The following is a 19876-nucleotide window of genomic DNA, read 5'->3' on the forward strand; positions in this document are numbered from 1 at the left end:
AAGGTCGCCATCGTCGCCTGCATGCGCAAGTTGCTCACCATCCTCAATGCCATGGTCCGCGACGGCACACGCTGGAACCCCGATCTGGCAAAACCGGCTTGACGATCAACACAGTTGCTCTCCCGCCGGAGGCGGGCGAGGGAGACAAGAGTCGAAGGCCGCTGCGATGCTCGCCTGCCGAGCCGCCCGCCGCAGGAACACTCGCGAGCAGTATCCGAGTCGGGGATTGCGAATCCCCTAGTTGTCCACCATCGTCCTGAGCGCGAAACCGCAGCCGTTGGCCAGGTCGATGAAGCCTGGGAACGAGGTGGCGACGTTGCTGCAGTTGCCGACGCGCACCGGACCTCGCGCCAGCAGGCCGGCCACGGCGAAGGCCATCGCGCAGCGGTGATCGCCGGCGCTGTCGACCTCGCCGGGGCCGATGGCGCCGCCCTCGATCGCCGCGCCGTCGGGGCGTTCCTCGACACGCACGCCGAGCGTGCGCAGGCCGTGCGCCATCACCGCGATGCGGTCGGACTCCTTCACGCGCAGTTCGTCCGCGCCGCGGATGGTCGTGCTGCCGCGCGCGGCAGCGGCGGCCACGAACAGGGCCGGGAATTCGTCGATCATGTCGGCCACCAGCGCCTCGGGCAGGTCGATGCCGGTCAGCGGCGCGTGGCGCACGATCAGGTCGGCAACCGGCTCGCCGCCCTCCTCGCGCGGATCATCCTCGCGGATGTCGGCGCCCATGCGGCGCAGCGCGGCGAGCAGGCCGGTGCGGCGCGGATGCAGGCCGACCCTGCGCAGGCGCAGCTCCGAGCCGGGGACCAGCGTGGCGGCGACGATGAAGAACGCCGCCGAGGAAAAATCCGCCGGCACCTCGACATCGGTGGCGCGCAGGCGCCCGCCGCCGCCGGCCAGTCGCGCCCAGCCGGGGCCGCAGGCGACCGGCCAGCCGAACGCGCCCAGCATGCGCTCGGTGTAGTCGCGGGTCGGACGCAGCTCGCGCACCGCGGTTTCGCCCCCGGCGTACAGGCCAGCCAGCAGCACGGCGGACTTGACCTGCGCGCTCGCCACCGGCGGCGCGTAGGCGATGCCGTGCAGGCGCCGCCCGCCGCGGATGCGCAGCGGCGGCAAGCCGCCCGGTTCGGTTTCGATGCTTGCGCCCATCGCGGTCAGCGGTTCGATCACCCGCCCCATCGGCCGCCGCGACAGCGAGGCGTCGCCGACCAGTTCGGCGTCGAACGCCTGCCCGGCCAGCAGGCCGGCCAGCAGGCGCATGCCTGTGCCCGAGTTGCCGCAGTCCAGCGGGCGTTCGGGCGCGGCCAGCCCGTGCAGGCCGACACCGTGCACGATGCGCTCGCCCGGCGAGGGTGCCTCGACGCGCACGCCCATGCGCGCGAACACGGCGGCGGTGGCGCGGGTGTCCTCGCCCTCGAGGAAGCCGCGGATACGCGAAGCGCCGTCGGCCAGCGCCGCCAGCATCACCGCGCGATGCGAAACCGACTTGTCGCCGGGCACGGCGAGCTCGCCGCGCAGCGGGCCGGAGGGCGCGCTGATCCAGTCCATGGTTGCGCTCACGGCAGCGCCTCCAGCAGGCGCCGGTTTTCGCCGCGGCTGCCGACGCTGACACGCAGCGTGTGCGGCAGGCCGTAGCCGTCCATTGGCCGCACCACCACGCCATGCGCGAACAGGTGGCGCTCCAGCGGCGCGGCGGCGCGGTCGAGGTCGAGCAGCAGGAAGTTGGTCTGCGAGGGCAGCGCGGCGTAGCCGCGTGCGCGCAGTTCCGCGCCCAACCAGGCACGCTCGTCGCGATTGGAGGCGCGCACCCGTTCGAGGTGCGCGCGGTCGCCCAGCGCGGCCTCGGCCGCCGCCAGCGCGAGGCTGTTGACGTTGAAGGATTCGCGCAGGCGCTCCAGCACCGCCGCCACCGTCGGATGGCTGATCATGCAGCCGACGCGCAGGCCGGCCAGCCCGTAGGCCTTGGAGAAGGTGCGCGTCACGATCAGATTGGGATGGCCCTCGGCGAAGCGCAGCGCCGTGCCCAGCCCCGGTGCGTCGACGTATTCGTGGTAGGCCTCGTCGACCACCACCAGCACGTCGCGCGGCACGCGTGCAAGCAGTTCCGCCAGCGCGGCGTCGTCGAACCAGGTGCCGGTCGGATTGTTGGGGTTGGCCAGATAGACGATGCGCGTGTCCGCGCGCACCGCCGTCGCAAGCGCGTCGAGGTCGTGGCCGTAGGGCGCGGTCGGGTGCGTGCGCGGCAGCGCCGGCACGACGATCGCCTCAGCGCCGGCGGCGGCCGCGGCGATCGGGAACACGGCGAAGCCGTGCTGCGAGAACGCCACCGAATGCGCGGCGTCGGCGAAGCATTGCGCCAGCAGCATCAGCAATTCGTGCGAACCGTTGCCGAGCGTGATGCGCGCGGCGTCCACGCCGAACCGTGCCGCCAGCGCCGCCTTCAGCGCCGCGCCGCGCGGGTCCGGATAGCGAAACGCGTCCGCCAGCGCCGCGCGCACGGCATCGAGCGCGAGCGGGCTGGGACCGAGCGGATTCTCGTTCGAGCCCAGTTCCGCCAGCGTCGCGCCGAAGCGCCGGCGCAGCGCCGGCAGATCATGGCCGGGATCGTAGGCGCGCAGCGTCGCCGCTGCCGCGTTCGCCAGTCGGGCCGCGTCGAAGCTCATCCGTCGATCACGCGCACCGCGAGAATGCCGTCGATCGCTCCGATCGTGCGCACCAATGTGGGCGGTACCGCGGCGTCGACGTCGACCAGGTTGTAGGCAAGTTCGCCGCGCGAGGCGTTGTGCATCTGCGCGATGTTGACGCCGGCCTCGCCGAGCGCGTGCGAGAGCTGGCCGATCATGTTCGGCCGGTTGGCGTTGGCGATGCAGATGCGCGTGCGGCCTTCGCGCGGCATGCGGATCGACGGGAAGTTGACCGCATGCTGGACGTTGCCGTGCTCGAGGAAGTCGCGCAGTTGCTCCACCACCATCACCGCGCAGTTCTCCTCGGCCTCGCCGGTGGAGGCGCCAAGGTGCGGCAGCGCGATCACGCGCGGATGGCCGAGCAGGTCGGCATGCGGGAAGTCGGTGACGTAGCGGCGGATGCGTCCGTCGCCCAGGCCGGCGACGAGTGTCTCCATGGCGACGATGCCGTCGCGGGCGAAGTTGAGCAGCACCACGCCCGGCTTCGCCACCTGCAGCGCGGCGGCGCCGAACAGACCGCGGGTGGCATCGTTCAACGGCACGTGGAAGCTGACGTAATCGCTGGTCGCGAACAGTTGGTTGAGCGAGGCGGCGCGCTGCACGCTGGCGTCGAGCTGCCAGGCGCCCTCGACGGTCATGTGCGGGTCGAAGCCGACCACGCGCATGCCGAGCGCGTAGGCGGCGTTGGCGACCTTGACGCCGATCGCGCCCAGGCCGACCACGCCGAGCGTCTTGCCGGCCAGTTCGCCGCCGACGAAGCGCTTCTTCTCGGCTTCGACGTGGTGGTCCAGCTCGGCATCCGGCTGCAGCGTGTGCACGAACGCCAGCGCGTCGGCCAGGTTGCGCGCGGCCAGCAGCATGCCGGCGACGACCAGCTCCTTCACCGCGTTGGCGTTGGCGCCGGGCGCGTTGAACACCGGCACGCCGCGGCGCGACAGCTCGGCCACGGGGATGTTGTTGACGCCGGCGCCGGCGCGCGCAACCGCCTTGACCGTGGCCGGGATCGGCCGTGCGTGCAGGTCCGCCGAGCGCAACAGGATCGCGTCCGGCGCGTCGAAGCGCTCGCCGATCTGGTAGCGCGCCGGAGGCAGCCGCTCGAGGCCGGCGCGCGCGATGGTGTTGAGGGTCTGGATCGTGAACATGGTGTCTCTTCGGTGAAATCGCGGCCCGCCCTCCCCCGGCGCCGCCGCGCGGCGTCTGCTGACGCCGATGCCGCTTCCCTGCTTGTCGTTATGGTCGTGCCTCGGCGTCAGCCGTGCTGCCGCATGAATTCGCGCATGAACCCGACCAGCGCCTCGACCGCCTGCAGCGGCACCGCGTTGTACAGCGAGGCGCGCATGCCGCCGACCGCCTTGTGGCCCTTCAGCGCCAGCAGACCGGCGCGCTCGGACTCTTCCAGGAAGGCCTTGTCGAGCGCGGCGTCGTGCAGGGTGAACGGCACGTTCATGCGCGAGCGCGCGGCCGGATCGACCGGGTTGCAGTAGTAGCCGCCGGAGCCGTCGATGCAGGCGTACAGCAGCTCGGCCTTGCGCCGGTTGCGCTCCGCCATCGCCGCCAGGCCGCCCTGCGCCTTCAACCACTTGAACGTGAGCCCGGCGATGTACCAGCCCCAGGTGTTGGGCGTGTTCAGCATGGAACCCTGGGCGGCATGCTCGGCGTAGCGGAAGATCTTCGGCAGCGGCCGCGGCTGGCGCGCCAGCAGGTCCTCGCGCACGATCATCACCACCAGGCCGGCGGGGCCGATGTTCTTCTGCGCGCCGGCGTAGATCAGCCCGAAGCGGCCGACGTCCAGCGGTTCCGAGAGGATGTTCGACGACATGTCCGCAACCAGGGGCACATCGCCAACGCGGGGAATATCGCGGTACTCGACGCCGTGGATGGTTTCGTTGGTCGTGATGTGCACGTAGGCTGCGCCGGGATTGAGATCCCACTCCGCGCGCGGCGGCAGCCGCGTGTAGCCCTGCGCCGCGGAACTGGCGGCGACGCGCGCCTGCACGTAGGGCGCGGACTCCCGCACCGCCTTCTCGCTCCAGTGTCCGCCGACGATGTAGTCGGCGCTCTGGCCGTCGGCGGCGAGATTCATCGGGATCTGCGCGAAGTGCTGGGTGGCGCCGCCCTGCAGGAACAGCACTTTGTAACCGGCGGGTACGGCGAGCAGGTCGCGCAGGTCGCGTTCGGCCTGCTCGGCCAATGCGATGAAGGCCTTGCCGCGATGCGACAGTTCCATCACCGAAGCGCCGATGCCGTGCCAGTCCAGCAGATCGCGCTGGGCCTCGCGCAGTACCTCCTCGCTCAGCGCGGCCGGACCGGCGCTGAAGTTCCATACTCGGGCCACGGTGCCGTTCCTCTTCGCTTCACGCCGCGCATGCGGCAATGCAACATGAACACAAGCCGGCGCGCTTCACAAGGGGCTCGCGCAACCCGCTGTAAGCACGCGGCCGACGCGCCGGTCCCGATGGCATGACACCCGTGGAGGCCGCATGCTGATCCGCCGACCGCCAGACATTCTTCCCGGCGAAATCACGCCCGAAGGCGTCCATCGCCGCCGCCGGGCGATCCTCAAGGCGCTGGCGCTGGGCCCGCTGGCGCTGGCCGGCTGCGGACGCGGCGCGGAGAGCCAGGCGGTCCCCGCCGACGGCGGCGGCGCGCTGGAGATCGCAAAACGCGGCGCCAACGTCGTCGGCGAGCCGATGACCGACATGGACGCCGCCACCCGCTACAACAATTACTACGAGTTCGGCACCGCCAAGGACGATCCGGCGAAGAATTCCGGGCGATTCCGGCCTGAACCGTGGAGCGTCGAGATCGCCGGCGAGGCGGAAATCACCGGCCGCTTCGCGCTGGAGGACCTGCTGAAACCGCACCCGCTGGAGGAACGCGTCTACCGCATGCGCTGCGTGGAAGCGTGGTCGATGGTGATCCCGTGGGTCGGCTTTCCGCTGGGCGACCTGCTGAAGCGCTTCCGTCCGACCTCGAAGGCGAAGTACGTCGCCTTCACCACCGTGAACCGGCCGGGCGAGATGCCCGGGCTGGCCTACCCGGTGCTGGACTGGCCGTACACCGAGGGCCTGCGCATCGACGAGGCGATGCACCCGCTGGCGATCCTCGCCGTCGGCCTGTACGGGCGCACGCTGCCCAACCAGAACGGCGCGCCGCTGCGCCTGGTGTTGCCGTGGAAGTACGGCTTCAAGGGCATCAAGAGCATCGTGCGCATCGCCTTCACCGAGCGCCAGCCGGCCACCGCGTGGAACCGCGCCGCCCCCGACGAGTACGGCTTCTACGCCAACGTCAATCCGGCGGTGGACCATCCGCGCTGGAGCCAGGCCACCGAACGCCGCATCACCGGCACGGGCTTCGGCCTGTTCGGCAACCGCATCGCCACGCGGCCGTTCAACGGCTACGCCGAGCAGGTCGCGTCGCTGTATGCCGGCATGGACCTCAGGCGGGACTTCTGATGGCGCGCCGCCGGGACTGGGTGGCCCTGAGCAAGCCGCCGCTGTTCGCCCTGTGCCTGCTGCCGCTGGTGCTGCTGGCCTGGAACGCGGCGCAGGGCACGCTCGGCCCCGACCCGGTGGCGCAGCTCGAGCACCGCAGCGGCGATTGGGCGCTGCGCCTGCTGCTGGCCACGCTGGCGGTGACGCCGCTGCGCCGCGTCACCGGCGTGTCGAAGCTGGTGCGCTATCGGCGCCTGCTCGGCCTGTTCGCATTCTTCTATGTCTGCGTGCACATGGGCATCTATCTGGTGATCGATCTCGGCGGCTTCTGGTCGCAGATCTTCGCCGAGATCGCCAGGAAGCCCTACATCACCGTCGGCTTCACCGCATGGCTGCTGCTGATCCCGCTGGCGCTCACCTCGACCAAGGGCATGATGCGGCGGCTCGGCCGGCGCTGGCAGCAGATGCACCGCATCGTCTACCTCATCCCGCTGCTGGGCGTGCTGCACTACGCCTGGATGGTGAAGTCGGGCAACGCGATCGCCAACCGCGAGCCGCTGTACTACGGCGCCGCGTTCGCCGCGCTGATGCTGTGGCGGATACCCTGGGCGCGCCTGCGCGACGGCCTGCGGGCGCTCAGGGCCGGAACAGCAGCAGCAGCGCGATGCCCAGACCCAGCAGCGCGGCGGTGACGATCAGCCACCATACTTCGCCGCGTGGGCCGGCGGTGTCCTCGGGGAAGGCCGCCTCGTGCGGCACGAACGCGACCCGCTGCCGCGCCAGGCTGGCCTCGGCCTGCAACCCGGGCGCCTCGATCACGTAGCGGTGCGCGCCGACGCACAACTGGTCGCCGGGCGCCAGCCGCGCCTGGCGCGCGGCGACGCCGTTGATCTGCACGATGGTGCCGCGCGTCTCCAGCCACAGCGCGCCATCGCGCAGCTCGACCGCGACGCCGGCCGGCGCCAGCTCGGCCAACGGCAGGTCGAGCCGACCGTCGATTCCCAGCAGGTGGCCCGACAGCGGCCCAGCCACCGCGCGCAGCGCGGCGCGGCCGGGGCGGTCGCCGGTCTCCACCGGCGCGGCCGGCGGGGTGCGCTCCGCTTCGGCGCCGGGATCGGGCTGCAGCAGGCACTTCGCCGAACCGACGCTGAGCACGTCGCCGAAGCGCAGCAGGGCTTTCTCGCGCACCGGCCGCGCGTTGACGTGGACGCGGCTCGCGCCGGGCTCGACCGCGAGCACCAGCCCGCGCCGGTCCTGGAACAGGGTGAGATGGTGCGCGGCCACCTCTGCCGCGCGCAGCACGACGTCATTGTCGGGCGCGGAGCCGACGCGCAGCCGCTCGGCCGCACTGTCGACGTCGGGGTGCTCCCCGTTCAGGAAAACGATCCGCATGCCGGCCCTCTCTGCGCCGCGCGAACTGTAGCACGGCAAATCCCGCCCTCGGCCGCGTATGATCGGGCGGCCTCCCGGAACGGATCGCTTCATGCCAAGCATCGACATCCAGCGCAAGCACGGCCTGGGCCTGAAGAAGGCGCGCGCGGTCGTGGACGACGTTGCCTACGCGATGGCGGAGAAGTTCGAGATCGAGAGCAGTTGGGACGGCAATACCCTGGTGTTCGTGCGCTCGGGCGTGAGGGGCGGCATCGTCATCGCCGCGGACAGCGTGCGCGTGCACGCCGACCTCGGCTTCATGCTGCTGATGATGAAGCCGATGATCGAGGACGAGATCCGGCGCCGGCTCGACGAGCATTTCGCGTGATGGATGTCGCTCACACGCAGGCTTGTAGGGACGGCCGCGACCGCTACAATCCCGTGTCGATGCGCCTGGGGAACCTTCCATGCTGCTGCTGAACGCCGCGCACCCGCCCCGCGGCAAGCGCGAACGCCAGCGCATCGGCCTGGCGATCGCCGGCGGCGGTCCGATCGGCGCCATGTGGGAGCTGGGCGCGCTGCGCGCGCTCGAGGACAGCATCGTCGGACTGGACCTGGACACGCTCGACGTCTACGTCGGGGTCAGCTCCGGCTCGTTCCTCGCCGCCGGACTGGCCAACGGCATCTCGACGGTGGAGATGACGCGCATCTTCCTGACCGGGGATTCGGCCGACATCCCGTTCCGCCCCGAGGACTTCATGCGTCCGGCGGTGCTGGAATACGTCAAGCACGCGGCCACCCTGCCGCGCGCGTTCCTCGAATGGGTCTGGGCGGCCGCGCGCAATCCGTTCGACACCCGCCTGTCCGACGTGCTGCTGCGCATGGGCAGCCTGCTGCCCACCGGCATGTTCGACAACGACTCGGTGGAAGGTTTCCTGCGCCGCGTGCTGGCGAAGGACGGCCGCACCAACGACTTCCGCGCGCTGCAGCGCAAGCTCTACGTGGTGGCGGTGGAGCTGGACTCCGGCAAGGCGGTGCGCTTCGGCTCGCCGGGGCTGGACCACGTGCCCATTTCGCGCGCGGTCGAGGCCAGTGCGGCCCTGCCCGGCCTGTATCCGCCGGTCAAGATCGGCGGCCGCTGGTACGTGGACGGCGCGCTGGCGCGCACCCTGCACGCATCCGCCGCATTCGACGAGGGCGTGTCGCTGGTGCTCGGCGTGAATCCGCTGGTGCCGTTCGATGCCGACCTCGCCCAGGCCGCCGGCCGCAGGATTCCGGACACCCTGGCCCGCGGCGGACTGCCCGGCGTCCTCTCGCAGACCTTCCGCACCCTGCTCACTTCACGCATGCAGACCGGGCTGAGCAAGTACGCGCACAACTATCCTCGTGCGGACATGGTGCTGGTCGAACCGCACCCCGACGACGTCGAGCTGTTCTTCACCAACATCTTCAGCTACACCCAGCGCGTGCGCATCGCCGAGCTGGCGTTCCGCACCACCCGCCACGACCTGGCCGCGCGCGCCGCCGAACTGACGCCGCTGCTGGCCCGCCACGGCCTGGCGCTGGACATGGAGCGCCTGGCCACCGCGCGCACCCTGCACGCCAGCCTGCCGGTCTACACCGGCGCCGCGCGCTCGGCCGCGGCGCTGGCCGATGCGCTGGACGAGCTGGACAGCGCGTTGCGCCAGCGCCGCACGCGCGGCCCGCGCTCGCGCCGTCCGCGCCGGCCCAAGGCGACGCCTCCGCGCGACGAAGGCAGCCACGCCGCGGGCTGACGAAACTTTAACCGCGCCGCCCGACGTGGCAGAATCGCCGCCTTCCGCCGCGCTTTCGCGGCGTGCCGAACACGGATACATGGCCAAAGACGACGTCATCGAAATGGAAGGCACGGTGCTGGAGACGCTTCCCAACACCATGTTCCGCGTGCAGCTGGAGAACGGGCACGTCATCACCGCGCACATTTCCGGGCGCATGCGCAAGCACTACATCCGCATCCTTACCGGCGACAAGGTGCGCATCGAGATGACGCCCTACGATCTGACCAAGGGCCGGATCACCTACCGCATGAAATGAGAAAGGGCGGGATATCCCCGCCCTTTCCGCATCCGCCGCATTCGCCGCGCCTACTCGACCACGGCCGGCAATTTCTCCGCCGCTTCGGTTTCGACGAACAGCTCGCCGTCGCGCACGCCGAGCCTGACCTTGCCGCCGCCGGCCAGCTTGCCGAACAGCAGCTCGTCGGCAAGCGGGCGCTTGACGTGTTCCTGGATCACCCGCGCCATCGGCCGCGCGCCCATCTGCGGGTCGAAGCCGTGCTCGGCCAGCCAGCGCCGCGCTTCCGCATCGACGTGCAGGGCGACGCGCTTCTCGTTGAGCTGGGCCTCCAGTTCGATGATGAACTTGTCGACCACGCGCAGGATGTGCTCGAAGTCCAGCGCCTTGAACTGGATGACCGCGTCGAGGCGGTTGCGGAATTCGGGCGTGAAGCTGCGGCGGATCACCTCCATCGCGTCGAGCGCATGATCCTGCTCGACGAAGCCGATGGTGCGGCGCGCGGCCTGCTGCGCGCCGGCGTTGGTGGTCATCACCACGATCACGTTCTTGAAGTTCGCCTCGCGGCCGTTGGTGTCGGTCAGCGCGCCGCGGTCCATGATCTGCAGCAGGATGTTGTAGACGTCCGGGTGTGCCTTCTCGATCTCGTCCAGCAGCAGCACGCAGTGCGGGTGCTTGGTCACCGCCTCGGTCAGCAGGCCGCCCTGGTCGAAGCCGACGTAGCCCGGGGGCGCGCCGATCAGGCGCGACACCGAGTGCGCTTCCATGTACTCGGACATGTCGAAGCGGATCAGCTCGATGCCGAGCTGCATGGCGAGCTGGCGGGTGACCTCGGTCTTGCCGACGCCGGTCGGGCCGGCCAGCAGGAAGCAGCCGATCGGCTTGGACGGGTTGCCCAGCCCTGAGCGCGCCATCTTGATCGAGGCGGCCAGCGCGTCGATCGCGGTGTCCTGGCCGAACACGACCATCTTCAGGTTGCGGTCGAGGTTCTTCAGCACGTCGCGGTCCGACGCCGAGACCTGCTTGGGCGGGATGCGCGCCATGCGCGCGACGATCAGCTCGATGTCGGGCACGTCGACCGTGCCGCTGCGCTTTTCCTCGGGCAGCAGGCGCTGGCGCGCGCCGGCCTCGTCGATCACGTCGATCGCCTTGTCCGGCAGCAGGCGGTCGGCGATGTGCCGCACCGACAGGTCGACCGCGGCCTGCAGCGCCTCGTTGGTGTACTGCACCTTGTGGTGCTCCTCGAAGCGCGTCTTCAGGCCCTTGAGGATCTCCACGCTGTCGGCGATGGACGGCTCGACGATGTCGATCTTCTGGAAGCGCCGCGCCAGCGCGCGGTCCTTCTCGAAGATGCCGCGGAATTCCTGGAACGTGGTCGAGCCGATGCAGCGCAGCTCGCCCGAAGCCAGCATCGGCTTGATCAGGTTCGACGCGTCCATGGTGCCGCCCGACGCCGAGCCGGCGCCGATGATGGTGTGGATCTCGTCGATGAACAGGATCGACTTCGGCTCCTTCCTGAGCTGCGCGATCACCGCCTTCAGGCGCTTCTCGAAATCGCCGCGGTACTTGGTGCCGGCGACCAGCGCACCAAGGTCGAGCGCCCAGATCGTGCAGTCCTTCAGCACCTCCGGCACCTCGCCCTCGACGATGCGCTTGGCCAGGCCTTCCGCCAGCGCGGTCTTGCCGACGCCGGCCTCGCCCACGTAGAGCGGGTTGTTCTTGCGCCGGCGGCACAGCACCTGGATGGTGCGCTCGACCTCTTCGGCGCGGCCGATCAGCGGGTCGATCTTGCCCTGCCGGGCCAGCTCGTTGAGGTTGGAGGCGTATTCGGTCAGCGGGTTGCCCTTCGGCTCGCTGCCCTCCTCGGCGTCGCGGTCGCCGGCCGCCGGCTGCGGGCCGGGCTCCTGGCCGATCTTGGCGATGCCGTGCGAGATGTAGTTGACCACGTCGAGCCGGCTGACCTCCTGCTGGTGCAGGAAGTACACGGCGTGCGAATCCTTCTCGCCGAAGATCGCCACCAGCACGTTGGCGCCGGTGACCTCTTTGCGGCCGGAGGACTGCACGTGGTAGACGGCGCGCTGCAGCACGCGTTGGAAACCGAGCGTCGGCTGGGTGTCGCGCTCGTCGTTGGGTGGCAGCACCGGCACGGTTTCGGCGATGATCGCGCGCAGGTCCTTGCCGAGCTTGTCGATGTCCGCGCCGCAGGCACGCAACACTGCCGCCGCCGACGGATTCTCGAGCAGCGCAAGCAGCAGGTGCTCCACGGTCATGAATTCGTGGCGCTGCTCGCGGGCCTCCTTGTAGCACTGGCCGATGGTGAGTTCGAGATCCTTGCTGAACATCCGGATCGTCTCCGTCGTGGGGGTTCGGTCACGGTCGGGAAATGGGGGCGACTAGAGCTTTTCCATAGTGCACAGCAGAGGATGCTGGTGGGCGCGCGAGAACTCGTTGACCTGGGTGACCTTGGTCTCGGCCACTTCGCGGGTGTAGACGCCGCACACGCCCTTGCCGCGGGTGTGCACGTGCAGCATCACCTGGGTGGCGCGCTCGCGATTCATGCTGAAGAAGGTCTCCAGGATGATCACCACGAAGTCCATCGGCGTGTAATCGTCGTTCAGCAACACGACCTGGAACAGCGGCGGGCGCTGCAGCTCGGGCTTCGACGTTTCGACCGCCACGCCGTGTTCGAGCTCGGGGGTGCGATCCGGTTCTTGGGCCATGGCGCTGGGGATGTTCTCCGTTGGCAGCAAGTATACGCTGCCGCGATACCGGCGCCGTGAACCGCGTCCGTCCCCGGTGATGGCACAATCCGCACTTTTCCGGCGCCTGCGCCGCCCCCATCTGCCCAGCCATGACGACCGCACCGGAACGCGAAACCGAGATCTGGCGCCCGCACGTGACCGTGGCCGCCGTGGTCGCCGACGGCGACCGCTTCCTGATGGTCGAGGAGGCCGTGCGCGGCGAGCTGTGCTACAACCAGCCGGCCGGACATCTCGAGCCCGGCGAGAGCCTGGCCGACGCGGCACGGCGCGAAACGCTCGAGGAAACCGGCTGGGACGTCGAGCTGGAGCACTTCGTCGGCGTGCAGCAGTGGTACAGCCCGGTGCACGGCGACCACATCGTGCGCTTCACCTTCGCCGCGCGCCCGCGCCACCACCACGCCGCCCGTCCGCTCGACCACGGCATCGTGTGCCCGCACTGGCTGACCCGTGCGGAGATCGCGGCGCTGGATGCGACGCGACGGCTGCGCAGTCCGCTGGTGCTGCTCAGCATCGACGCCTGGCTGGCCGGGCAGCGCCTGCCGCTGGACACGGTGCGCGCCTTCCCGCTGACCGCCGGGAGCTGACATGCGCGTCATCGCCGGCATTTCGGGCGGGGTGGATTCCGCAGTGGCGGCCCTGCTGCTGCAGCGCGCCGGGCACGAGGTCGCCGGCATGTTCATGCAGAACTGGGAAGAGGACGGGCGCCAGAGCCCCTGCCGCGCCGACGCCGACCGCAAGGACGCCGTGGCGGTCTGCGCCACGCTCGGCCTGCCCCTGCACCTGCGCAACTTCGCCGCCGAATACTGGGACGGCGTGTTCGAGCACTTCCTTGCCGAGTACCGCAGCGGCCGCACGCCCAACCCGGACGTGCTGTGCAACCGCGAGATCAAGTTCAAGACTTTCCTGGAGCACGCCCGCGCGCTCGGCGCGGAGAAGATTGCCACCGGCCACTACGCGCGCACCGATTGCCACGACGGCCGCTGGCGGCTGCTGCGCGGCGCCGACGCGGCCAAGGACCAGAGCTATTTCCTCTACACGCTGGGCCAGGCACAGCTCGGCGCGACGCTGTTCCCGGTCGGCGAGCTGGCCAAGCCGGCGGTGCGCCGGCTGGCGCGCGAGGCGGGGCTTGGCGTGCACGCCAAGAAGGACTCCACCGGCATCTGCTTCATCGGCGAGCGCGACTTCCGCAGCTTCCTGGCGCGCTACCTGCCGGCGCGGCCGGGCGAGATCCGCACGCCCGCGGGGTTGTCCGTCGGCGCGCACGCGGGCGTCATGTACTACACCCTCGGCCAGCGCCAGGGGCTGGGCATCGGCGGGCGCCGCGCGGCGTCCGGCGCGCCCTGGTACGTGGTCGGCAAGGACGTCGCCGCCAACGTGCTGTATGTCGCCCAGGGCGACGACAACCGCTGGCTGCGCTCGACGCGCTTGCGCGCCGGCGAGCTGAGCTGGACCGCCGGCACCGCGCCCGCGGCCGAACTGCGCTGCACCGCCAGGACGCGCTATCGCCAGGCCGACCAGGCCTGCACGCTGCGCCTGGCCGACGGCGGCTGCGAGGTGCGCTTCGACGAAGCGCAGCGCGCGGTGACGCCGGGCCAGTCGGTGGTGTTCTACCTCGGCGAGGAATGCCTCGGCGGCGGCGTGATCGAAGCCACCGACGCGCCGTTCGGCGGCCTTGCCGACGCAACGCCGGAGGCGGCATGAACGAGTCCCAGGTGATCGCGCTGGCCGGCCTGACCCAGGCGGCCACCCTGGTCCGCGCGCTGGCCACCGAAGGCCGCTGCGATGCGGCCGCGCTGGAGGCCAGTCTCGGCAGCATCTTTCGCATCGACGCCGAGAGCGCCGCGGCGGTCTACGGCGGCCTCGACGGCGTGCGCGTCGGCATGCGCGCGCTGATCGCGCAGATCGACGGCACGCGCCGCGACCTGGCCGTCACCCAGATCGTGCTCACCCTGCTGCGCATCGAGCGCAGGCTGGCCCGCCGCGCCGACCTGCGCCAACGCCTGCAGGACGGCATCCTGTCCGCGCAACGCCAGGCCGAGCACTTCGGACTCGGCCACGCGGCGGTCAGCGCGCGGCTCGGCGAGCTCTACGCGCAGACCCTCTCCACCGTGCGCCCGCGCGTCGTGGTCACCGGCAACCCGCTGCACCTGCAGCAGCCCGCCCAGGTCGAGCGCATCCGCGCCGTCCTGCTCGCCGGCGTGCGCGCGGCGGTGCTGTGGCGACAGCTCGGCGGCAACCACTGGGGCCTGCTGTTCCAGCGTCGTCAATGCGCCATGCTCGCGCGCGGCCTGCTGTCCCGCGCGACCCTCGGCGGCGGCTGAACGTCCGACCTTGGCCGCGGGCGCGCGCGTTCGCGGCGCGCCGACGTTTCGGCGATAATGGGCCGATTTCCACGGGCCACGGATCGCCCGCGCGCCCAGCGCGATGCCTTGCGGCCCGTCTCCCCATCCGCCGAACCACGCCAGGAGCACGGCATGAAAGACTCGTTTTCGACCCGCGACACCCTCGAGGTCAACGGCCAGCGCTACGCGTTCGCCAGCCTGGCCAGGCTCGGCCAGCGCTTCGACCTCAAGCGCCTGCCCTACTCGATGAAGATCCTGCTCGAGAACCTTCTGCGCCACGAGGACGGGGTCAACGTCACCGCGCGCGAGATCGAGGCGGTGGCAAACTGGGACGCGAAGAAGGAGCCCGACACCGAGATCGCGTTCATGCCGGCGCGCGTGGTGCTGCAGGACTTCACCGGCGTGCCCTGCGTGGTCGACCTCGCCGCGATGCGCGATGCCATGGTCAAGCTCGGCGGCGACCCGAAGAAGATCAATCCGCTGGCGCCGGCCGAACTGGTGATCGACCACTCCGTGCAGGTCGACGCCTTCGGCGGCCCCGACTCGCTGGACGAGAACGTCAACATCGAATTCAAGCGCAACCGCGAGCGCTACAGCTTCCTGCGCTGGGGCCAGAAGTCGTTCCGCAACTTCAAGGTGGTGCCGCCGCGCACCGGCATCGTGCATCAGGTCAACCTGGAGCATCTGGCGCGGGTGGTCATGTCCAGCGAGGCGGACGGCACGACCTGGGCCTACCCGGACACGCTGTTCGGCACCGACTCGCACACCACGATGGTGAACGGCATCGGCGTGCTCGGCTGGGGCGTCGGCGGCATCGAGGCGGAAGCGGCGATGCTGGGCCAGGCGTCCTCGATGCTGATCCCGCAGGTGGTCGGCTTCAAGCTGAACGGCCGCCTGCCCGAGGGCGCGACCGCCACCGACCTGGTGCTGACCGTCACCCAGATGCTGCGCAAGTTCGGCGTGGTCGGCAAGTTCGTCGAATTCTTCGGCCCGGGCCTGAAGCACCTGTCGGTGGCCGATCGCGCCACCATCGGCAACATGTCGCCGGAGTACGGCGCCACCTGCGGCATCTTCCCGGTCGACGCCGAGGCGCTGAACTACCTGCGCCTGTCCGGGCGCGGCGCCGCGCAGATCGCGCTGGTCGAGGCCTACGCCAGGGCGCAGGGCCTGTGGCACGACGAAAACACGCCGCAGCCCGAATTCAGCGCCACGCTGGAGCTGGACCTCGCCACGGTCAAGCCTTCGCTGGCCGGCCCCAAGCGCCCGCAGGACCGCGTGCTGCTGACCGACATGCAAAAGAACTTCCACGACAACGTCGGCCCGCTGACCGCCAACCGCAAGCCGAAGAACGGCGACGCCGAACGCTTCGCCAACGAGGGCGGCGGCACCGCGGTCGGCCACGACGCCAGCGCGCAGGCCAAGGGTCCGCGCGTCAGCATGCGCGGCGTCGAGTTCCACCTGCAGGACGGCGCGGTGGTGATCGCCGCGATCACCTCCTGCACCAACACCTCCAACCCGGCGGTGATGCTCGGCGCCGGCCTGCTGGCCAGGAACGCCGCGGCGAAGGGGCTCAAGGTCAAGCCTTGGGTGAAGACCTCGCTGGCGCCGGGCTCGCTGGTGGTCACCGACTACCTCAAGAAGACCCATCTGCTGGAGGAGCTGGAGAAGCTCGGCTTCTACCTGGTTGGCTACGGCTGCACCACCTGCATCGGCAACTCCGGTCCGCTGCCGGAGGAAGTCAGCAAGGGCGTCGCCGAGGGCGACCTCGCCGTGGCCGCGGTGCTGTCCGGCAACCGCAACTTCGAGGGCCGCGTGCATGCCGAGGTGAAGATGAACTACCTCGCCTCGCCGCCGCTGGTGGTCGCCTACGCGCTGGCCGGCACCATCGACATCGATCTGTCCAAGGATCCGATCGGCACGGGCAAGGACGGCAAGCCGGTGTACCTGAAGGACATCTGGCCGTCCAACAAGGAAATCGGCGAACTGATCGCCGGGGCGCTCACGCCCGAAATGTTCGCCAAGAACTACGCCGACGTGTTCAAGGGCGACAGCCGCTGGAACCAGATCCCCTCGCCGGACGGCGACCTCTACAAGTGGGACGATTCCACCTACATCAAGAACCCGCCCTACTTCGAAGGCATGACGATGGCGGTCGGCACGATCGCGGACATCCGCGGCGCGCGTTGCCTCGGCCTGTTCGGCGACTCGATCACCACCGACCACATCTCGCCGGCCGGCGCGATCAAGAAGGACTCGCCCGCGGGCCGCTTCCTGATCGAGCGCGGCGTGCAGCCGGTCGACTTCAACTCCTACGGCTCGCGCCGCGGCAACGACGACGTGATGGTGCGCGGCACCTTCGCCAACATCCGCATCAAGAACCAGATGCTGGACGGCGTCGAGGGCGGCTACACCCTGCACGTGCCGTCGGGCCAGCAGATGGCGATCTACGACGCGGCGATGAAGTACAAGCAGGAAAAGACGCCGCTGGTGGTGCTCGCCGGCAAGGAGTACGGCACCGGCTCGTCGCGCGACTGGGCGGCCAAGGGCACCCTGCTGCTGGGCGTGAAGGCGGTGATCGCCGAAAGCTTCGAGCGCATCCACCGCTCCAACCTGGTCGGCATGGGCGTGCTGCCGCTGCAGTTCAAGGACGGCCAGAACGCCAAGTCGCTGGGGCTGACCGGCAAGGAAACCTTCGAGATCACCGGCCTCGACGACGGCGAGGCGAAGGAAGCCATGGTGACGGCCAAGGGCGACGCCGGCGAGAAGAAGTTCGCCGTCAAGGTGCTGCTGCTCACGCCCAAGGAGCGCGAGTTCTTCCGCCACGGCGGCATCCTGCAGTACGTGCTGCGCCAGCTCGCATCGGGCAAGGCCGCCTGACGCCCGCGCGTTCGCGGAGGCGCCGCGCGCGCCTCCGCGAACCTTCCCCGCGGAGGGACCGGCGAACGCCTACAGCGTCCGTTCCCACTTGGCGCTGTAGCAACGCCAATCGTTGCCGTCGCGGCGCCACGCGGTCTCGACGCGATACACACCCGCGTGTTCGGGCAGCGCGCCCGCGCCGCCGCCCAGCGTCAGCGTGAAGCGCGCCAGCAGGCGCTCTCCGCGCCGCTCCACATCGATCGGTCCGGTCAACACGTGCACGCGCTGGCCGCGCAGCAGTTGCAGGCGCAGCAGGCTGGCGAGACCGGCGCGATCGAGCGCGCCGCGGTTGCCGTCGAAATCATCGTCGACCAGGGCCAGCACGCCGCGCGGCTCGTTCGCTTCGGTTGCGGAAACCGCCGCGGCGACCGCCGCGCGCACGCGCTGCTCGTCCGGCGTGCGTCGACAAGCCACGAGCGCCAGCGCAACGGCAAGCGCGAACATCGTGTAACGGCGCATCCTCGACTCCCGCAGCGGCAGCGCGGCTTGCCCCCCTTCGGAGCCTTATGCTCCAATGCCGAAGCGCGCCGCAACACGCACGATAGACCAAGTGCGACTGCGCCACATCCGCCCAGGGGAGGGAACGGCGTCATGAGCAACACCCAGCGTCCTTGGCTCGCCCACTATCCGTCCGGCGTGCCGGCGGAGATCGACACCGCCACCTATCCATCGGTGGTCGCGCTGTTCGAGGAAGCCTGCGAGCGCTTTCGCCATCGCCCCGCCTTCAGCAACTTCGGGCGCGTGCTCGGCTACGGCGACCTGGACCGCCTCAGCGCCCGCTTCGCGGCGTTCCTGACCGGCGAGCTGGGCTTCGTCAAGGGCGACCGCATCGCGATCATGATGCCGAACTGCCTGCAGTACCCGATCGCACTGTTCGGTGCGCTGCGCGCCGGCATGACCGTGGTCAACACCAATCCGATGTACACCGCGCGCGAGCTGAGGCATCAGTTGGAGGACTCCGGCGCGCGCGCGATCGTCGTGCTGGACAACTTCGCGGCCACCGTCGCCGAGGTGCTGGCGGACACCCACGTCGAGCACGTGGTCACGACCGGGCTCGGCGACATGCTCGGCTTCCCCAAGGGCGCGCTGATCAACTTCGCGCTCAAGCGCATCAAGAAGATGGTGCCGCCCTACCGCATCGACGGCGCGATCCGCTTCAACGCCGCGCTGGCGCGCGGGATGCGCCACCCCGTACCCAGGCCGACGCTGGGGCACGACGACATCGCCTTCCTGCAGTACACCGGCGGCACCACCGGCGTCGCCAAGGGCGCCATGCTCACCCAGCGCAACATGGTCGCCAACATGCTGCAGGCGGCGGCGTGGGTCGGCACCAACGTCGCGTCGGGCGAAGAGGTGGTCATCACGGCGTTGCCCCTCTATCACATCTTCGCGCTCACCGCCAATTGCCTCACCTTCATGAAGTTCGGCGGCATGAACGTGCTGATCACCAATCCGCGCGACATGCCGGGCTTCGTCAAGGAGCTGGCCAAGGTGCGCTTCAGCGCGATCACCGGCGTCAACACCCTGTTCAACGGCCTGCTGCACACGGCGGGCTTCGATCGCCTCGACTTCTCGCGCCTGCATCTCACCCTCGGCGGCGGCATGGCCGTGCAGCGCGCGGTGGCGGAGCGCTGGAAGAAAGTCACCGGCTGCACGCTGGCCGAGGCCTATGGCCTCACCGAAACCTCGCCCGCGGTCTGCATCAATCCGCTCGATCTTGCCGAGTACAACGCATCGATCGGCCTGCCGGTGCCCTCCACCGACATCTCGATCCAGGACGAGAACGGACACAGCCTGCCGATCGGCGGTGTCGGCGAGCTGTGCGTGAAGGGGCCGCAGGTGATGAAGGGCTACTGGAACCGCCCCGACGAGACGGCCAAGGTGCTGACCGCCGACGGCTGGCTGCACACCGGCGACATCGCGCGCATGGACGAGCGCGGCTTCGTCTACATCGTCGATCGCAAGAAGGACATGATCCTGGTGTCGGGCTTCAACGTGTACCCGAACGAGGTCGAGGACGTGGTCGCCCAGCATCCGGGCGTGCTGGAAGTGGCCGCGGTCGGCGTGCCGGACGAGCATTCCGGCGAAGCGGTGAAGATCTTCGTGGTGAAGAAGGATCCCAACCTCACCGAGGAAGACCTGCGCAAGCACTGCCACGACGCGCTGACCGGCTACAAGCGGCCGAAGTACATCGAGTTCCGCGATTCGCTGCCGAAGAGCAACGTCGGCAAGATCCTGCGCCGCGAGCTGCGCGCGCCGTCGCCGTCGCCGTCGCCGTCGGCCTGATGCGGGCTACCGCGCCGCCGTTCGCACGG

The 19876-nt window shown here is 70.0% G+C and carries 18 protein-coding genes; 10 read left to right on the top strand and 8 right to left on the bottom strand.

The window, feature by feature from the left end:
• Positions 1-237: 237 nt before the first annotated feature.
• The 4 genes from aroA to serC form a co-directional block, all read right to left on the bottom strand.
• Positions 238-1548 (bottom strand): 3-phosphoshikimate 1-carboxyvinyltransferase, encoded by a 1311-nt coding sequence (gene aroA / locus ABFC67_RS01550; RefSeq protein ID WP_346736298.1) that lies wholly within the window; start codon positions 1546-1548, stop codon positions 238-240.
• A gap of 8 nt (positions 1549-1556) precedes the next feature.
• Positions 1557-2663 carry a histidinol-phosphate transaminase gene (gene hisC / locus ABFC67_RS01555; RefSeq protein WP_346736274.1) on the bottom strand — a complete coding sequence of 369 codons (1107 nt, stop codon included), beginning with the start codon at positions 2661-2663 and terminating at the stop codon, positions 1557-1559.
• A complete protein-coding gene (locus tag ABFC67_RS01560; RefSeq protein WP_346736275.1) occupies positions 2660-3826 on the bottom strand; it encodes a phosphoglycerate dehydrogenase in 1167 nt (388 codons plus the stop codon). Before ABFC67_RS01560 ends, hisC begins: the two co-directional genes overlap by 4 nt.
• A gap of 107 nt (positions 3827-3933) precedes the next feature.
• Positions 3934-5019 carry a 3-phosphoserine/phosphohydroxythreonine transaminase gene (serC, locus tag ABFC67_RS01565; protein WP_346736276.1) on the bottom strand — a complete coding sequence of 362 codons (1086 nt, stop codon included), beginning with the start codon at positions 5017-5019 and terminating at the stop codon, positions 3934-3936.
• A 145-nt stretch (positions 5020-5164) separates the two neighbouring features.
• Between serC and msrP the strand changes: the two genes are divergently transcribed.
• Together msrP and ABFC67_RS01575 are read left to right on the top strand one after the other, a co-directional pair.
• On the top strand, positions 5165-6139 hold the full coding sequence (gene msrP, locus ABFC67_RS01570; protein WP_346736277.1) for a protein-methionine-sulfoxide reductase catalytic subunit MsrP: 975 nt from the start codon (positions 5165-5167) through the stop codon (positions 6137-6139).
• Positions 6139-6810 (top strand): protein-methionine-sulfoxide reductase heme-binding subunit MsrQ, encoded by a 672-nt coding sequence (locus tag ABFC67_RS01575; protein ID WP_346736278.1) that lies wholly within the window; start codon positions 6139-6141, stop codon positions 6808-6810. Before msrP ends, ABFC67_RS01575 begins: the two co-directional genes overlap by 1 nt.
• On the opposite strand, the gene ABFC67_RS01580 is transcribed toward ABFC67_RS01575, so the two are convergent.
• Positions 6755-7510, bottom strand: coding sequence for an FHA domain-containing protein (locus tag ABFC67_RS01580; RefSeq protein WP_346736279.1), 756 nt, complete (start codon positions 7508-7510; stop codon positions 6755-6757). The two genes, ABFC67_RS01575 and ABFC67_RS01580, sit on opposite strands and share 56 nt — an antisense overlap.
• Positions 7511-7601: 91 nt before the next feature.
• Here ABFC67_RS01580 and ABFC67_RS01585 point away from each other — a divergent pair, with 91 nt between their 5' ends.
• From ABFC67_RS01585 to infA, 3 genes are all read left to right on the top strand, one after another.
• Complete coding sequence (locus ABFC67_RS01585) at positions 7602-7877, top strand: polyhydroxyalkanoic acid system family protein (RefSeq protein WP_346736280.1); 276 nt, start codon at positions 7602-7604, stop codon at positions 7875-7877.
• 79 nt (positions 7878-7956) lie between these two features.
• Positions 7957-9264, top strand: coding sequence for a patatin-like phospholipase family protein (locus ABFC67_RS01590; protein WP_346736281.1), 1308 nt, complete (start codon positions 7957-7959; stop codon positions 9262-9264).
• Positions 9265-9343: 79 nt separating this feature from the next.
• The gene (gene infA, locus ABFC67_RS01595; protein ID WP_346736282.1) at positions 9344-9562 is read left to right on the top strand and encodes a translation initiation factor IF-1; all 219 of its coding nucleotides are present in this window, start codon (positions 9344-9346) and stop codon (positions 9560-9562) included.
• 50 nt (positions 9563-9612) lie between these two features.
• Here infA and clpA read toward each other — a convergent pair whose 3' ends face one another.
• Positions 9613-11883 (bottom strand): ATP-dependent Clp protease ATP-binding subunit ClpA, encoded by a 2271-nt coding sequence (gene clpA, locus ABFC67_RS01600; RefSeq protein WP_346736283.1) that lies wholly within the window; start codon positions 11881-11883, stop codon positions 9613-9615.
• Positions 11884-11934: 51 nt separating this feature from the next.
• The gene (gene clpS, locus ABFC67_RS01605; protein ID WP_346736284.1) at positions 11935-12261 is read right to left on the bottom strand and encodes an ATP-dependent Clp protease adapter ClpS; all 327 of its coding nucleotides are present in this window, start codon (positions 12259-12261) and stop codon (positions 11935-11937) included.
• Between the two features lie 131 nt (positions 12262-12392).
• On the opposite strand from clpS, the gene ABFC67_RS01610 reads away from it, so the two are divergent.
• The 4 genes from ABFC67_RS01610 (at position 12393) to acnA (ending at position 17522) form a co-directional block, all read left to right on the top strand.
• Positions 12393-12887, top strand: coding sequence for an NUDIX hydrolase (locus tag ABFC67_RS01610; RefSeq protein ID WP_346736285.1), 495 nt, complete (start codon positions 12393-12395; stop codon positions 12885-12887).
• A gap of 1 nt (position 12888) precedes the next feature.
• Entirely contained in the window at positions 12889-14004 is a 1116-nt protein-coding gene (gene mnmA / locus ABFC67_RS01615; RefSeq protein WP_346736286.1) for a tRNA 2-thiouridine(34) synthase MnmA, read from the top strand.
• Entirely contained in the window at positions 14001-14624 is a 624-nt protein-coding gene (gene hflD / locus ABFC67_RS01620; RefSeq protein WP_346736287.1) for a high frequency lysogenization protein HflD, read from the top strand. Before mnmA ends, hflD begins: the two co-directional genes overlap by 4 nt.
• Positions 14625-14777: 153 nt before the next feature.
• Complete coding sequence (acnA, locus tag ABFC67_RS01625) at positions 14778-17522, top strand: aconitate hydratase AcnA (RefSeq protein WP_346736288.1); 2745 nt, start codon at positions 14778-14780, stop codon at positions 17520-17522.
• Between the two features lie 69 nt (positions 17523-17591).
• Here the strand turns inward: acnA and ABFC67_RS01630 are convergent, their stop codons facing one another.
• Positions 17592-18020 carry a hypothetical protein gene (locus ABFC67_RS01630; protein ID WP_346736289.1) on the bottom strand — a complete coding sequence of 143 codons (429 nt, stop codon included), beginning with the start codon at positions 18018-18020 and terminating at the stop codon, positions 17592-17594.
• A gap of 132 nt (positions 18021-18152) precedes the next feature.
• Between ABFC67_RS01630 and ABFC67_RS01635 the strand changes: the two genes are divergently transcribed.
• Positions 18153-19847, top strand: a complete 1695-nt coding sequence (locus tag ABFC67_RS01635) for a long-chain-fatty-acid--CoA ligase (protein ID WP_346736290.1) — start codon at positions 18153-18155, stop codon at positions 19845-19847.
• The last annotated feature ends 29 nt before the right edge of the window (positions 19848-19876 follow it).

This window comes from Mizugakiibacter sp., assembly GCF_039680435.1.
GTDB lineage: Bacteria > Pseudomonadota > Gammaproteobacteria > Xanthomonadales > Rhodanobacteraceae > Mizugakiibacter.

What these genes read in the sequence shown, in the direction of transcription:
- clpA (WP_346736283.1), bottom strand. Translation starts at nt 11,883, where the DNA reads ATGTTCAGCAAGGATCTCGAACTCACCATCGGCCAGTGCTACAAGGAG.
- ABFC67_RS01575 (WP_346736278.1), top strand. Translation starts at nt 6,139, where the DNA reads ATGGCGCGCCGCCGGGACTGGGTGGCCCTGAGCAAGCCGCCGCTGTTC.
- ABFC67_RS01635 (WP_346736290.1), top strand. Translation starts at nt 18,153, where the DNA reads ATGAGCAACACCCAGCGTCCTTGGCTCGCCCACTATCCGTCCGGCGTG.
- ABFC67_RS01610 (WP_346736285.1), top strand. Translation starts at nt 12,393, where the DNA reads ATGACGACCGCACCGGAACGCGAAACCGAGATCTGGCGCCCGCACGTG.
- ABFC67_RS01585 (WP_346736280.1), top strand. Translation starts at nt 7,602, where the DNA reads ATGCCAAGCATCGACATCCAGCGCAAGCACGGCCTGGGCCTGAAGAAG.
- ABFC67_RS01630 (WP_346736289.1), bottom strand. Translation starts at nt 18,020, where the DNA reads ATGCGCCGTTACACGATGTTCGCGCTTGCCGTTGCGCTGGCGCTCGTG.
- hflD (WP_346736287.1), top strand. Translation starts at nt 14,001, where the DNA reads ATGAACGAGTCCCAGGTGATCGCGCTGGCCGGCCTGACCCAGGCGGCC.
- ABFC67_RS01560 (WP_346736275.1), bottom strand. Translation starts at nt 3,826, where the DNA reads ATGTTCACGATCCAGACCCTCAACACCATCGCGCGCGCCGGCCTCGAG.
- infA (WP_346736282.1), top strand. Translation starts at nt 9,344, where the DNA reads ATGGCCAAAGACGACGTCATCGAAATGGAAGGCACGGTGCTGGAGACG.
- hisC (WP_346736274.1), bottom strand. Translation starts at nt 2,663, where the DNA reads ATGAGCTTCGACGCGGCCCGACTGGCGAACGCGGCAGCGGCGACGCTG.
- msrP (WP_346736277.1), top strand. Translation starts at nt 5,165, where the DNA reads ATGCTGATCCGCCGACCGCCAGACATTCTTCCCGGCGAAATCACGCCC.
- clpS (WP_346736284.1), bottom strand. Translation starts at nt 12,261, where the DNA reads ATGGCCCAAGAACCGGATCGCACCCCCGAGCTCGAACACGGCGTGGCG.
- ABFC67_RS01580 (WP_346736279.1), bottom strand. Translation starts at nt 7,510, where the DNA reads ATGCGGATCGTTTTCCTGAACGGGGAGCACCCCGACGTCGACAGTGCG.
- acnA (WP_346736288.1), top strand. Translation starts at nt 14,778, where the DNA reads ATGAAAGACTCGTTTTCGACCCGCGACACCCTCGAGGTCAACGGCCAG.
- ABFC67_RS01590 (WP_346736281.1), top strand. Translation starts at nt 7,957, where the DNA reads ATGCTGCTGCTGAACGCCGCGCACCCGCCCCGCGGCAAGCGCGAACGC.
- mnmA (WP_346736286.1), top strand. Translation starts at nt 12,889, where the DNA reads ATGCGCGTCATCGCCGGCATTTCGGGCGGGGTGGATTCCGCAGTGGCG.
- aroA (WP_346736298.1), bottom strand. Translation starts at nt 1,548, where the DNA reads ATGGACTGGATCAGCGCGCCCTCCGGCCCGCTGCGCGGCGAGCTCGCC.